The following is a 12,862-nucleotide window of genomic DNA, read 5'->3' as shown; positions in this document are numbered from 1 at the left end:
GACGATGCCGGACAAAGCAATATCGGACCCTGTTTAATTTACCTATTGAGGTCTTTTATGTACAGTTCGCCATCACAAGATGTGACGAAACCTCTGACCCTAAACAAAACGGTGTTTTTGGGCTCAGCTATTATTTCTATTTTATTGATAATCTGGACCATCGCTTTTCCAGATTATAGTGAGGCCTTGTTGAGCGCGAGCATGACTTGGGTATCAGACAAGTTTGGCTGGTATTACATGTTGGTGGTTGCCGCTTATAGTATCTTTGCATTGTTTGTTGGTTTTTCTAAGTATGGCGATATAAAGCTTGGTCAAGACCACGAAAAAGCACAATTTCCGTTTTTAGCGTGGGCGGCCATGCTGTTCTCAGCGGGTATCGGTATTGACCTGTTGTTCTTTGGTGCTTCTGAGCCTTTAATGCATTATTTGACCCCACATACAGGCCTAGAGCCTGCGAGTGCTGAGGCCATGCGCGAAGCACTTGCTCAGACTTTCTTGCACTGGGGTCTGCATGGTTGGGGTATTTATGCGCTGATCGGTATGGCGCTGGCTTACTTTGCTTATCGCAAAAACATGCCGCTCGCACTACGCTCGCCGCTGACACCGATATTTGGTGAACGCTTAATCAAAGGTTGGTTAGGCGATGGTATTGATACCTTCGGCGTCGTCTGTACGTTGATGGGTATTGCGACCAGTTTGGGTATTGGGGTATTACAGGCAAATGCTGGCTTGACCCATGTGTTCGGTATCGAATCTAGCAAAACGGTTCAGGCGCTCATCATCGTCGGCGTTGTCGCTGCTGCTGCTATCTCTGCGATGACAGGTGTCGAAAAAGGCGTTCGTCGTCTATCTGAATTCAACATGCTGTCGTCAATACTGTTGTTGCTTGCCATATTGGTAATGGGCAATACGGTGTATCTATTAAATACCTTTACTCAAAATATCGGTCAATATTTCCAAACCATCATTTATAAAACCTTTGACGTTTATGCTTATGACGGTGCTGCTGGTGCCGAGTGGAAATCTTGGTGGACAATATTTTTCTGGGCATGGTGGGTTGCTTGGGCACCATTTGTAGGTCTATTTATCGCACGTATTAGCCGTGGCCGTACGTTGCGCGAGTTTGTATTTGGCGTGATGTTTATTCCGCTTGGTTTTATCTTCGCATGGTTCTCTATTTTTGGTAATTCAGCGATAGATTTGGTTGCCAATGGCGCAACAGAGCTTGGCGAAATCGCGGTCAATGATGCGGCAATGGGCATGTTTGCACTGTTTGAGTACTTCCCTTATAGTGAAGTATTGTCATTTGCTGGTGTGGTTATTGGTCTTATTTTCTTTGTGACTTCTGCTGACTCAGGCGCGTTAGTATTAGCGAACTTGAGTTCAAGAGGTATGACCAATGATACCGATGCTCCGGTTTGGTTACGTCTGTTTTGGGCAGCAGCCACTGGTCTTATTACGTTAGGACTGCTATTTGCAGGTGGTTTTGCCTCATTGCAATCTGTCTCTGTCATTGCAGGCTTGCCATTCTCTATCATTCTTGTGCTTTACATGATGTCTATGTGGAAGTCGCTAAAAGAAGAAGGCAACAAGCGTAAAGCCAGTACAATCGGCACGGCAAATGTGTTGGACAGCGGGAAGAGCTGGAAAGCGCGCTTGCAACGTATTGTGAGCTTCCCAGGCCATGCACAGGTTGAAAAATTCTTGCATACGGTTGTGATGCCAGCGATGTCTGAGGTCGAAAAAGAGTTTAAAGCAGGTGGTCTCAAAACTTCGTTAGATACCAAAAACCTTGCTAGTATCGGTGAAGGTATCGATGCAGGCATGGATCAAGATAGTGGTCAGGTAGACGGTCTAAAACTGCGTGTCGGTCATGGCGATGAAGATGACTTTATTTATGAAGTCAATCTGATTAAAGCGCATCGTCCTAACTTTACATTGAGCACATCTACCAAGCACGCAGAGTACTACTACCGTGCGGAAGTGTTCTTAAGCGAAGGCTCGCAAGAGTATGACTTGGTTGGCTACTCAAAAGAGCAGGTATTGGTTGATATCTTAAATCAGTACGAGCGTCATTTGCAGTATCTGCATTTAGAGCGTTAATTAGGTACACTTTTTAAGTGAAACTATCAGTAACAGTATCCCCATAAGTTGCACGCAGCTTATGGGGTTTTTTTATGACTAACTATTTATAAATAACTGTCGTTTGAGTTGAGGGTATATCCCAAATAAGTGGCAAACAAATACCGCAAATATAAGGTAAAATTCATTAAGATTAAATTGATCGACTGATACGCATCTACGTATTAGCAAAGGATACACTTGTGAGCAAATTAAAGTACATAGCGCATTACTCAGAGCAGATTCAAACTCAAGCTGCTCAGCTTATAACTGATGGTAGGTTGGGCGAGTATCTGGAAAAAAAGTACCCGACTCAGCATCAAATCCAAAGCGACAAAGCGCTCTATCAGTATATAAATGAGATAAAAACCCAATACATGCGTAAGATTGGTCAGCTATCAAATGTCAGTTATAGCAGTAAGCTCAAGGTTTTAAAACATGCCCTAGGTATCCATACGACGCAATCGCGCGTACAGGGCAGTAAGCTCAAATCGCACAACAGCATCACGGTAGCGAGCTTGTTTCAAGAAGCGCCGCCTGAATTTTTGCGCATGATTGTCGTGCACGAGCTTGCCCATTTCAAAGAGCATGAGCATAACAAAGCGTTTTATCAATTATGCTGCCATATGGAGCCTGAGTATCATCAACTTGAGTTGGATACGCGACTGTGGCTGCACTGGCGCGAGTTGTAACCCTAATATAGTCAAGTCTATATAAATCCGCTACATCATCGTCATCCTCGCTAAGCATACTAATATATAACTTGCACTTGGTTGCCTTGTACTACTTTTAAATTGAATCGACTATAGTATGAATAGCAACCTTAATAACAGCCATATAAATATCGTGTCCTTTTCTGTGGCAATCATCTGAGCCGCTAGGGCGTGTCCTCAATTCAATTGATCATATCTAAACGGGCTAAAAATGGCTAAATTTTGCCAAACATCGTTAAATAGCTGGTTAATATCCCGATATTATCTGCGCTATTTTCCTTGTTTGACTGCAATTTATCTCATTTTTATCACCATTTTTAAAATGAGGACACGCCATAGAATTACGTTATAATCCTAACCAAATAATCCATACCCCAAGTCAATAAAAGGTTGTAAGCAATGATTAATACCAAAATATATAAAGCCATTTACACCTTAGCTGAAGAATTATTAGAAGCGGATCGCAGAGGAAATCAAGAAAAATTTGATTCGCTGTATGCTGAACTAAAGGCCATCTGTACTGACAACGAAAACACTGACAAAGATCATCCAGAGCAGTGGGAAACGCTTGCTGACTTTACAGAAGATTTAAACGCAGCACTAGTGATTTATGACAAAGCATTGGCCAAGGCTACTGCCATTAACTCAAAAGACCATATGTCATCGATTGCTTTTTCTATGGCGGTGCTACAGCTTGAGACAGGTGAAAAAGAAGCCGCTATCCAAAGCCTACAAAATGCCAAAGTCACAGCCAATAAAATTGAAGACAAAGAGTTCAAGGTTGAGATTGATGAGATGCTTACTAAGCTATTGGCAGAGTAGTTTTGATTATAGTCAATCCTCTACAAATTAAGTACGGTGCCAGTCTCGCCTAGCTTACTACTTGTACTACTTTCACTCGGCTTCCTTGTATCCAAGTTATATTGAACCGACTATAAATAGGGTAATCCGATATGCAAGATATACCTGTGGTAATCGTTGGTGGTGGGCTGAGTGGATTATATGCCGCCTTTTTATTAGAGCAAAAGGGCATAGCGTATAGACTGCTAGAGGCTCGTGATACCTTGGGTGGTCGCATTGCAGTTGCTAAATATCTAGATGCGCATGCTGCTAATAACAGTACTGATATCGATCAAGCAGAATCAAGCGCGGCATTTGATTTAGGACCGTCTTGGTTTTGGCCAGATTATCAAACGCAGTTAAGTACGCTTATTGAGTCGTTAGATTTATCACGTTTTGCGCAGTTCGAAGAAGGCGATATGATGGTTGAGCGGGCTGTCAACCAGCCACCTGTGCGTATGCAAGGTTATAAAAGCGCACCACCTTCTATGCGGCTAGTCGGTGGTATGGCCGCTTTAATTGAGGCGCTATATGCTCGTTTAGATGCTAGTTGTATTATAACCAGTCAAACGGTAAGGCAGTTGAACAAGACGTCTCAATATATTGAAGTACAGAGTGAAGATACTTCTGGACATGTGACCGGACATGTGACGACGTTCCGTGCGCAGCATGTGCTACTTGCGTTACCGCCTCGATTGGTAGAAGGTCGGATAGCATTTCAGCCAGCACTACCGCAAGACTTAAGTGAACAGTGGCGCGAGACAGCCACTTGGATGGCGCCCCATGCCAAATACGTCGCTGTTTATGAGTCACCATTTTGGCGAGATGCTGGTCTCTCGGGTGCCACGCGCAGTGCGATAGGGCCGCTTACTGAGATACATGATGCTTCTACGCTAGAGAGTGACGGAGCGTTGTTTGGCTTCTTCGGTGTTCCTGCACAAGTACGTCAGAGCGTTTCTGATACGGTGCTAAAAGAACATTGCCGTGCGCAGTTAGTGCGACTATTTGGTGAGCAGGCAAGTACTCCAAAAGCTGAATATCTTAAAGACTGGGCACAGGATCCATTAACAGCGATGCCTGCTGATGCCAGCGGCAACGGTCAGCATGCAGTAGCACCGCCGTCCAAACCAAAAACTGGCATGTGGCAAAACTGTCTAACAGGTTGTGGTAGTGAGTGGTCAGCGCAGTTCTCTGGCTATGTCGCTGGGGCAATTGATGCAGCAACCGTCGCTGTACAAAGCTTACCTGCTGACATTTTATGCCAGTAGCTATGAGGGTGCTGTTGTAAGCTATACAAAAGCCATCCAACATGACTAAGAAAATTCGTCATCCAATAGGATAGTCGATGAATGACTCGCTCAAACAAACCAGTACTCAAAAGACCACTTGGCTGGTGCCTTTTGTTTGTCTACTGGCAGGCGGCGCACTCACTGGTATCTCGACCAATGTGGCAAAGTACGCTATCGATGTCGGTCTGACCCCATTAGGATTTTTGTTTTGGTCGATTACTGGTGCTGCTGTTATTTTATTACTAGTAGCGCTCATCAAAAAAGAACTCCCTCCTCTTAATGCGCGCAGCTTAGAGTATTACTTTGTCGCGGCGCTTGTCAGTGTTGCGGCCGCCAACTTGCTATTATTTTCTGCTATTCCTCATGTGGGCGCAGGTTTCGTCGCCTTAATCCTTTCATTGCCGCCACTGCTAACTTATCTTGGTGCGCTGTTACTACGTATAGAGCAATTTTATATTGTCCGTGCGCTTGGGGTCATCGCGGCACTCATCGGGGCAGGAGCATTAGTCGTACATCAATTCACGGCGCCAGATTCTAGTGTGTTTTGGATTTTAATCGCGCTTTGTGGTCCAGTGCTACTCGCTATTGGCAATATATATCGGACGTTACGCTGGCCTGATAATGCGTCTTCTGGTGCACTCGCTCCAGGTATGTTGCTTGCGGCAGCGATGCTGCTAGGTTTATTCGGTATGATCTCAGACTTCTCTATTGCTGTACCTTTAGAGAATTGGTTGCCGCTAAGCATGATAGCTACACAAGCAGGCGTATTTGCTGGACAGTTTTTACTGTTATTCCTATTGCAAAAGACAGGTGGTCCTGTGTTACTGAGTTTGTTAGGTGCGGTAGGGGCCATTGTCGGCGTACCCGTTGCTATTTTTTTGCAAGGGGAAAGTCCTCCAGAAGGTTTATTTTTAGGCGCTACTTTAATTGCGATTGGCGTGGCATTAGTCACATGGGGCGGTGTAAAAATAGCAAAAGTAAAAGAAGAGGTTTAATAAGTGTGTATAGGCGACAGCATTAAACTATAGAGTTATTAAAACCGTTACTGCCTAATGGGTGCTTCTTATCTCGCTCTGATTATCAGTATCTAGCTTATCAATAGCTGCTATGACTCAATAATTGGTTACGATTAACTTAAATCACTTTTTGTGGATATGATAAAAAAGGAGTATAAGTATCGTGGTTATCGTTGTCATGGAATCAGGCTATGAATGCAGCCACGCGTTATCGGTTATTAAACAATTTTACGATTCTTATTAGTGTCATCGGGGTAGCGATTGCCTTGTTAGATAGTGGTTTTACACTACCAACTTGGCTCCAGCAAGTATTCCATATTTTCTATTTGGTCATTATCTTTCTCAGCTTTATGGTGACCGCTGGTCGTTATATCTATACCAAAAAACCATTAACCTTCAATAAAGTCGCTGTCTTTGACGCACTGACTAGCATTGCCATTATCGTTTTATTGACCGCACATTTCACAGACTTAGTACGCTCGGGCCTGTCCGCTGCCGTTGATGGCTTTGTCGCGATAAAGATAGCGGTGTTTGTCACCTTCGTCCGCGAACTCTCCGATCATAATTTTAATCTCAATCGTACCTTTCTACACCCTGCGCAGTTTTTTATTCTAAGCTTTTTAGTCGTAGTGCTGGTTGGTGCATTGCTATTGATGATGCCCAATGCGACGACGCAGCCACTGTCTTTTGTTGATGCGCTTTTTACTGCGACTAGCGCGGTCTGCGTAACAGGGCTTATCGTAGTGGATACGGCGACCTATTTTACGACTTTCGGTCAAGTCATCATCATGGGGCTGATACAAATTGGCGGCTTAGGTATTTTGACCTTTGTGACCTATTTTAGTTACTTTTTTAAAGGCGGTGTCAGCTATGAGACGCAAGCAAGCATCAGCGAGATGTCTTATATGCGCGGTATGGGTAATGTGGTGTCGACCCTCAAGTCTATCTTGTACGTCACCTTTGCCGTCGAGGCAGTGGCGGCTGCATTGATTTATATTAGTATCTACGACATCCCCGATATGGATTGGTCTGAGCAATTATTCTTTTCTGTCTTTCATGCGATTTCTGCTTTTTGTAATGCGGGGTTTTCTACCTTTAGTGCGGGCTTGTATGACGAGTCGCTCCGTTTTAATTATCCACTACAGCTTATCATTGCCATGACATTTATCTTTGGTGGCATGGGTTTCACCATCGTGGTCAATGTACTGAGATATTTGCGTCATCGTGCGCAGCGGCTGATATATCGTCATGACCAGCGCTATATTTATCAGCCTTGGTTGCTCAATATCAATAGCCGTATTACTTTGATTACAACAGGCGCGTTATTGCTAGTCGGTCTGATCGGCGTGATGATATTTGAATACAATAATGTGCTCGCTGACCATACCAGTTTTCTTGGCAAGCTCGTAACAGGGTTCTTTACGGCGGCTACCCCGCGTACGGCAGGATTTAATGTCATTGATATGGGTGAGCTGACTTTTCCAACGGTGATGCTGACGATATTTTTGATGTGGATTGGTGCTTCGCCAAACTCGACAGGTGGGGGTATCAAGACCAGTACCTTTGCGATTGCGCTATTGAATACATTGAGTCTAGCGCGTGGTCAGACCAAAATAGAAGTTTTTAAACGAGAGATTGCTGAGATTTCCGTTCGCCGCGCGTTTTCTATTATGTGGCTGTCGCTACTGGTCATCGGTACGGGCGTGACGCTCATCAGTTATGATCAGCCAGAGCTTGATTTGATTAAAGTGGTATTTGAGTGTTTCTCAGCGTATAGCACGGTGGGGCTAAGTTTAAACCTGACAGCAGACTTATCAGATTTTAGTAAAATAGTGGTTTCGGTCATTATGTTCGTTGGCCGCGTCAGTATGCTGACGATATTTATCGCACTGCTAAAAAATATGCGTCAACGCAATTATCGCTATCCTACGGAAGAGATTACGATTAACTAATTCATCGCAAACAGTTAACTAATCCGTCGCAAACAGACTGTGTCGTTCTCAATAAATAGCAAAAAATATTAAAAAAGGTTGTTTAAGTTATGAAGTACATCATCGTAGGACTAGGAAATTTCGGTGCATCACTGGGCTCGGCATTGACCAGTCAGGGGCATGAAGTAATTGCTATTGATAGTAGTATGCAACGGGTTGAAGCTTACAAAGAAGTGATTTCTCATACGCTGTGTATGGATGCCACGGACGAGTATACGGTTAGCGGATTACCAATCGTTGATACCGATATTGTCATTGTGGCGATTGGCGAAGATCAAGGTGCCAATGTTATGGCAACAGCGCTATTTAAGACGTTAAAAGCCAAACGTTTGATCAGCCGTAGTATCAATCCGCTACACGAAAAAGTCCTACAAGCTATTGGCGTGGATGATTTGATTCACCCTGAAAAAGAAGCGGCCAATCGCTGGGCCAAGCGTCTGTCACTACGCTATTTTGTCGATTCGTTTGAATTAAGCGATAACTTCAGCATGGTAGAGATTAAGATTCCAAATGTGCTGATTGGTAAAACTGTTGACGACTTACAGTTAGAGCAAAAGTTCAATATCCGATTGCTTAGTACGTTGCGCTATGAGTATTATGAAGACAGCTTTGGTCGTACGCAGAGTAAGCCTAGCATTCAAGGTTTGGCAACGCCTGAGCAAGTATTGCAAGAGCGCGATGTACTGGTGATTTATGGTGCCAACAAACACATCAATCAGTTCTTACGTAGTGTGGGTGTGAAAGTCAAATAGTAGCTTGCCATCGCAGTGATACCAGAAGGTATAGGGAAATGATTATGAATAAGCGAAGTATATCTGTCCTACTGATCGTTATGATGGCACTACTGTCAGGTTGTGATCAATCAGCGCAAGACCCGAACGTTCTTTTGTCTGAGCATCAAAAAGACCCAATTGAGGAGCTAGAGGTTACCTCAGACGTGGATCACAGTCAGTTTAGTTACAAGCAAACCTTTTATGTGCCGATTTATTCTGATATCTATACCGATAGAGACGCTCGCAAAGTGCTACTGTCGGCCACACTGAGTGTACGTAACACCACGCTCAAAAAGTCACTGTATATCAATAAAATTGATTATTATGATACAGATGGAGCATTGGTCAAATCATATCTAGATAAGCCTATCGAGCTACCAGCAATGGCAACGCTGAACTATATCGTCGAAAAAGAAGAGGACAAAGGTGGTTCTGGTGCCAACTTTATTATCGAAGTCGAAGGTGTGGATGAAACCGTCAGACCAGTGATAGAAGCGGTCATGATCGGTAACTTTAGCAATAAAGGATTTGCCTTTAGTACAGAAGGCACGCCCGTAATACATTGAGATATGTATAGTCGGTACGTAGTTCAGAGCATTAAGAGAGCACCGTAGTATAGGTAAAAATATTTGCTATTTTGCTAACTAGCAATGATCGTATAAATGTATTAAACGAATCAACATGGACAGTTCAATTCAAGGAAGAGTTATGTCTGCAACCAAAGAAGAAATCAGCGCCTTTATGGCATTGGAGTTTCCCCAAACCAAATGCGTCGTCGAGACGGTCAACGAAAAAGGCGCGACCTTATCGCACGAGATTGGCATAAACGAGCTGCGTCCCGGTGGCACAGTTTCGGGACCGGTCATGATGGCCGTCGCTGATGTTGCCATTTATGTGGCGATACTCGGAAGAATCGGTATTGTCCCATTAACGGTGACGACGAGTTTGACCATCAATTTCTTGCGTAAGCCATCAGCAAGTGCGCGTATTATCGCCGAATGTACTTTGATGAAAGTAGGACGCACGTTGATAGTGGGCGAAGTCTCTCTTTATTCAGAAGGCTCTGATGATATGGTGGCTCATGTGGTTGGCACGTATTCAGTGCCGCCTAAGCGTACTTAAAACCTCCTATCATAGTATTTTATCTCTTAAGCAACGAGCATTTGGCATCGTTAAAATAGCGCATGTCATATCTTAAAAGCTTAATGGCTGAGTATGTCATGTCGAAATATTACATCTAATTAGAATGGTTTAATCAATCAGATTGATAAAAGCTGGCGTGAGTCTACGCAATACATATCGTTTGCTTTGGTCAATTATTTAACTTTATACTAGTAGTAAAATTTATAAGACTTATTAAAAATAATAATAAGATAAAATGTATTTTTGTAATTTTTGAGTACTACTAGTTCGGAATTTCTAATGATTTATAAGAAACTATTGTTTATTTAAATAATGTGACTCTTCTATCTGTATCACGGTTCCAGCTTAAAAATCAAATACTAATCTTATAAATAATTGACTTATGTACATCAAATAATATGATGAACGGTCGATTACATGGTTTGTTCTTCCTAGTATAAATACGTAAAAATAGGTAACATAAAGTTTACGTGAATATTGTCACATGATTTAGATAACTATGAGTTAGGAATTAACTATGGAAAGTGTACTTAAAAAAACTATTAGCACTATTACCTTACCGATATTTTTGTTTGGAATGACGGCTTGTGCTATGACTGGCAATAGTAGTATTGATAATGATGGAGATAGTCGTCATGTCAGTAAGGTGGCATGGAACAATCAAGTTGATACCGATATCAATAGCATACTAAGTAATAAGGTAGCATCGGATAAAACGCGTTTAGTTTTTATTAGAGGAAATGATAGTTACTCTGAACAAACAAGTGCCAATATTTCAGTAAATAATAGATTCCAAGTTAGCCTGCATGAAGGCAATTATACTGCGGTTGAGTCATGCGTCGGTATAAATAAGTTGAGTACTCATGCAACAGGTTTCAAAGACAATAATTTATTGGCAAATACAAAAGATTATACTTTAGTAGGTGGTCAAACTTACTTTTTTCACGTAAACATGAATGAAAAAGGTCAAAGTGCCTTAGAGCAGATAACTGCTAATAGTGCATCACAGTTACTTTCGAAAAAACGCTATCAGTCTCACCAAATTAGTCGTGTTGTTCCTAACTGTCCGCTACCTGTAGTTGCACCTGTAGTAAACCTGCCTATCGTTACGGAAACCTCAAGTACACCTGTTGCTGAAAAAATGACAATTGATCTAGAGATACTATTTGAAACAGATAAAGCTGTAGTACGTCCAGAATACTATTCAAAAGCCACTGAATTAGTAGAGTTTATGCGACAGTACCCAAATACAGTGGTGACCATTGAAGGACACACCGACAGTCGAGGCAAAGATAACTATAACCAAGATTTATCGCAGCGCCGAGTTAATGCAGTGAAAGAAGTACTGATTACTGAGTTTGGTATTGCTTCTGATCGTATAAGTGCTATTGGCTATGGAGAGTCGCGACCACGAGCAAGCAATGATACCGTAGACGGTCGTCAACTTAATCGCCGCGTTGTTGCTGTGGTTGAAGAGCGCGTACGTAACTAATAATGGTATTACTCTGCGGCAACCAAACCTGCCTAATATGAATATATATCAATCTATATTATTTGAATTAAAAAATCGAAGGTAAAGAAGCATATGAATACTATTATTGTTAAAACTAACGATGCGACTCAAACTGTAGCTCAAGTACAAGTGGTGACCAAAGATGGTAAACCTACCATTATTAAAGCTATGGATAAAGTGAATTACGAGTTTCATGATGCGGCAATCGGTCGTGCACCCAATCATATTATTACCAAACGTCTAAAAAATGATTTACACATCTCATTCGAAGAAGATGGTAAAGAGAGTGATCTTATTATAGAAGGCTTCTACGACGAAGCAGACAGCGCATTGCTAGGCATCGCTGAAGATGGTGAGTATTATTACTATATTCCAGATACTGGTGAGACTTACGATTATGTCACGCAGCTAGAGACAGGAGATGTTGAAGGTCAGGCATTAGGTGGAACTGAATATATAGCAGCGGCGATACCTTGGTGGATACCTGCAGCAGCAGGACTTGGTTTGGCTGGTTTGGTAGTAGGTCTCAGTAGTGGAGGCGGTGATGACGATGAGCCTATTGAACCTGCTCCTATTCTTAGTCTCAGTGGCGTTACAACCCTTAGCGAAGCCAATGCTGCCAACGAATCGAACACTGCGCTGTATACGGTCACCCTTGATAAAGCGAGTGTCACGGACACCACGATAACAGTCACGATTACACCTGGATCTGCTGATGGTGGTGACTATAGCGCGCCAATTACCCAGACAGTCACGATACCGGCTGGGCAGACTTCTATTGATTTTAGTGTGCCGATTGTCAATGATGATGTGTATGAAGGCGTTGAGAGTTTTACAGTTACTATAACGAGTGTGACTGCTGGTAGAGCTACTATTAACTCTAGTAAGGATACAGTAGATACAATTATTTATGATAATGGTACAACCGATGGAACGACACCTATCGATCCTAACAATCCAACGACAGGTAATGATATACCCGCGGTCAAGATTATCGCCACTGATGGGCAAGCAATGGAAGGGGTAGATAATGGACTAGTCTTTACCATATCACAAAATAAAATCAGTAATTTCGATACGTTAGTTGATGTAAAACTTAGCGATACTAGTAGTATTGAATTGGCAGATATCGCTTCTATTAACTATGTTGGCATTGATGGTGTTACTGTATTTCTAAGTAATGCAAATGATATCCAAGATTTTCTAACCAATGGAACAAGTGTCAAAATACCCGCAGGACAGAGCTCGGCACCAGCCATTAATGTCACAGTGGTCAATGACGCTATTTACGAGCAATCAGAAAGCCTAGTGCTTGATATTGTCATTAGCACGAATAGTCCAACTCCTGCTGCTATCAATATAGACAGCGCCACGGGCACGATTGTTGATGAAGACCGTGTCGATGATAGTGGTGATCAGCTAGGCGACTTTGATGATAGCGATGAGAGTCAAGACACCGACCA

The 12,862-nt window shown here is 42.6% G+C and carries 11 protein-coding genes; all 11 read left to right on the top strand.

The window, feature by feature from the left end:
- Window positions 1–57: 57 nt before the first annotated feature.
- Window positions 58–2,103 carry a choline BCCT transporter BetT gene (betT, locus tag ACI2IW_RS13200; protein ID WP_404693915.1) on the top strand — a complete coding sequence of 682 codons (2,046 nt, stop codon included), beginning with the start codon at window positions 58–60 and terminating at the stop codon, window positions 2,101–2,103.
- Window positions 2,104–2,324: 221 nt separating this feature from the next.
- Complete coding sequence (locus tag ACI2IW_RS13195; protein ID WP_404693914.1) at window positions 2,325–2,813, top strand: M48 family metallopeptidase; 489 nt, start codon at window positions 2,325–2,327, stop codon at window positions 2,811–2,813.
- Window positions 2,814–3,233: 420 nt separating this feature from the next.
- Window positions 3,234–3,656: a tetratricopeptide repeat protein gene (locus tag ACI2IW_RS13190; protein WP_404693913.1), complete on the top strand. Its 423-nt coding sequence runs from the start codon at window positions 3,234–3,236 to the stop codon at window positions 3,654–3,656.
- A 131-nt stretch (window positions 3,657–3,787) separates the two neighbouring features.
- The gene (locus ACI2IW_RS13185; protein WP_404693912.1) at window positions 3,788–4,942 is read left to right on the top strand and encodes a flavin monoamine oxidase family protein; all 1,155 of its coding nucleotides are present in this window, start codon (window positions 3,788–3,790) and stop codon (window positions 4,940–4,942) included.
- Between the two features lie 77 nt (window positions 4,943–5,019).
- Window positions 5,020–5,958, top strand: a complete 939-nt coding sequence (locus tag ACI2IW_RS13180; RefSeq protein WP_404693911.1) for a DMT family transporter — start codon at window positions 5,020–5,022, stop codon at window positions 5,956–5,958.
- A 212-nt stretch (window positions 5,959–6,170) separates the two neighbouring features.
- Window positions 6,171–7,931 carry a TrkH family potassium uptake protein gene (locus ACI2IW_RS13175; RefSeq protein WP_404693910.1) on the top strand — a complete coding sequence of 587 codons (1,761 nt, stop codon included), beginning with the start codon at window positions 6,171–6,173 and terminating at the stop codon, window positions 7,929–7,931.
- Window positions 7,932–8,020: 89 nt separating this feature from the next.
- Window positions 8,021–8,722: a potassium channel family protein gene (locus ACI2IW_RS13170; protein WP_404693909.1), complete on the top strand. Its 702-nt coding sequence runs from the start codon at window positions 8,021–8,023 to the stop codon at window positions 8,720–8,722.
- A gap of 44 nt (window positions 8,723–8,766) precedes the next feature.
- Window positions 8,767–9,309, top strand: a complete 543-nt coding sequence (locus ACI2IW_RS13165; protein ID WP_404693908.1) for a DUF3124 domain-containing protein — start codon at window positions 8,767–8,769, stop codon at window positions 9,307–9,309.
- Between the two features lie 142 nt (window positions 9,310–9,451).
- Entirely contained in the window at window positions 9,452–9,865 is a 414-nt protein-coding gene (locus ACI2IW_RS13160) for a PaaI family thioesterase (RefSeq protein WP_404693907.1), read from the top strand.
- Window positions 9,866–10,403: 538 nt separating this feature from the next.
- A complete protein-coding gene (locus tag ACI2IW_RS13155) occupies window positions 10,404–11,378 on the top strand; it encodes an OmpA family protein (RefSeq protein WP_404693906.1) in 975 nt (324 codons plus the stop codon).
- 93 nt (window positions 11,379–11,471) lie between these two features.
- On the top strand, window positions 11,472–12,862 hold a 1,391-nt coding region (locus ACI2IW_RS13150; RefSeq protein WP_404693905.1), incomplete at its 3' end, for a Calx-beta domain-containing protein.

The sequence above is a fragment of the Psychrobacter sp. NPDC078501 genome (genome assembly GCF_044900935.1).
Taxonomy (GTDB): Bacteria; Pseudomonadota; Gammaproteobacteria; order Pseudomonadales; family Moraxellaceae; genus Psychrobacter.
Note: the sequence above shows the minus strand (reverse complement) of the source record. Positions and strands in the feature narration are given on the sequence as shown.

What these genes read in the sequence shown, in the direction of transcription:
- ACI2IW_RS13185 (WP_404693912.1), top strand. Translation starts at nt 3,788, where the DNA reads ATGCAAGATATACCTGTGGTAATCGTTGGTGGTGGGCTGAGTGGATTA.
- ACI2IW_RS13155 (WP_404693906.1), top strand. Translation starts at nt 10,404, where the DNA reads ATGGAAAGTGTACTTAAAAAAACTATTAGCACTATTACCTTACCGATA.
- betT (WP_404693915.1), top strand. Translation starts at nt 58, where the DNA reads ATGTACAGTTCGCCATCACAAGATGTGACGAAACCTCTGACCCTAAAC.
- ACI2IW_RS13180 (WP_404693911.1), top strand. Translation starts at nt 5,020, where the DNA reads ATGAATGACTCGCTCAAACAAACCAGTACTCAAAAGACCACTTGGCTG.
- ACI2IW_RS13190 (WP_404693913.1), top strand. Translation starts at nt 3,234, where the DNA reads ATGATTAATACCAAAATATATAAAGCCATTTACACCTTAGCTGAAGAA.
- ACI2IW_RS13160 (WP_404693907.1), top strand. Translation starts at nt 9,452, where the DNA reads ATGTCTGCAACCAAAGAAGAAATCAGCGCCTTTATGGCATTGGAGTTT.
- ACI2IW_RS13175 (WP_404693910.1), top strand. Translation starts at nt 6,171, where the DNA reads ATGAATGCAGCCACGCGTTATCGGTTATTAAACAATTTTACGATTCTT.
- ACI2IW_RS13170 (WP_404693909.1), top strand. Translation starts at nt 8,021, where the DNA reads ATGAAGTACATCATCGTAGGACTAGGAAATTTCGGTGCATCACTGGGC.
- ACI2IW_RS13165 (WP_404693908.1), top strand. Translation starts at nt 8,767, where the DNA reads ATGAATAAGCGAAGTATATCTGTCCTACTGATCGTTATGATGGCACTA.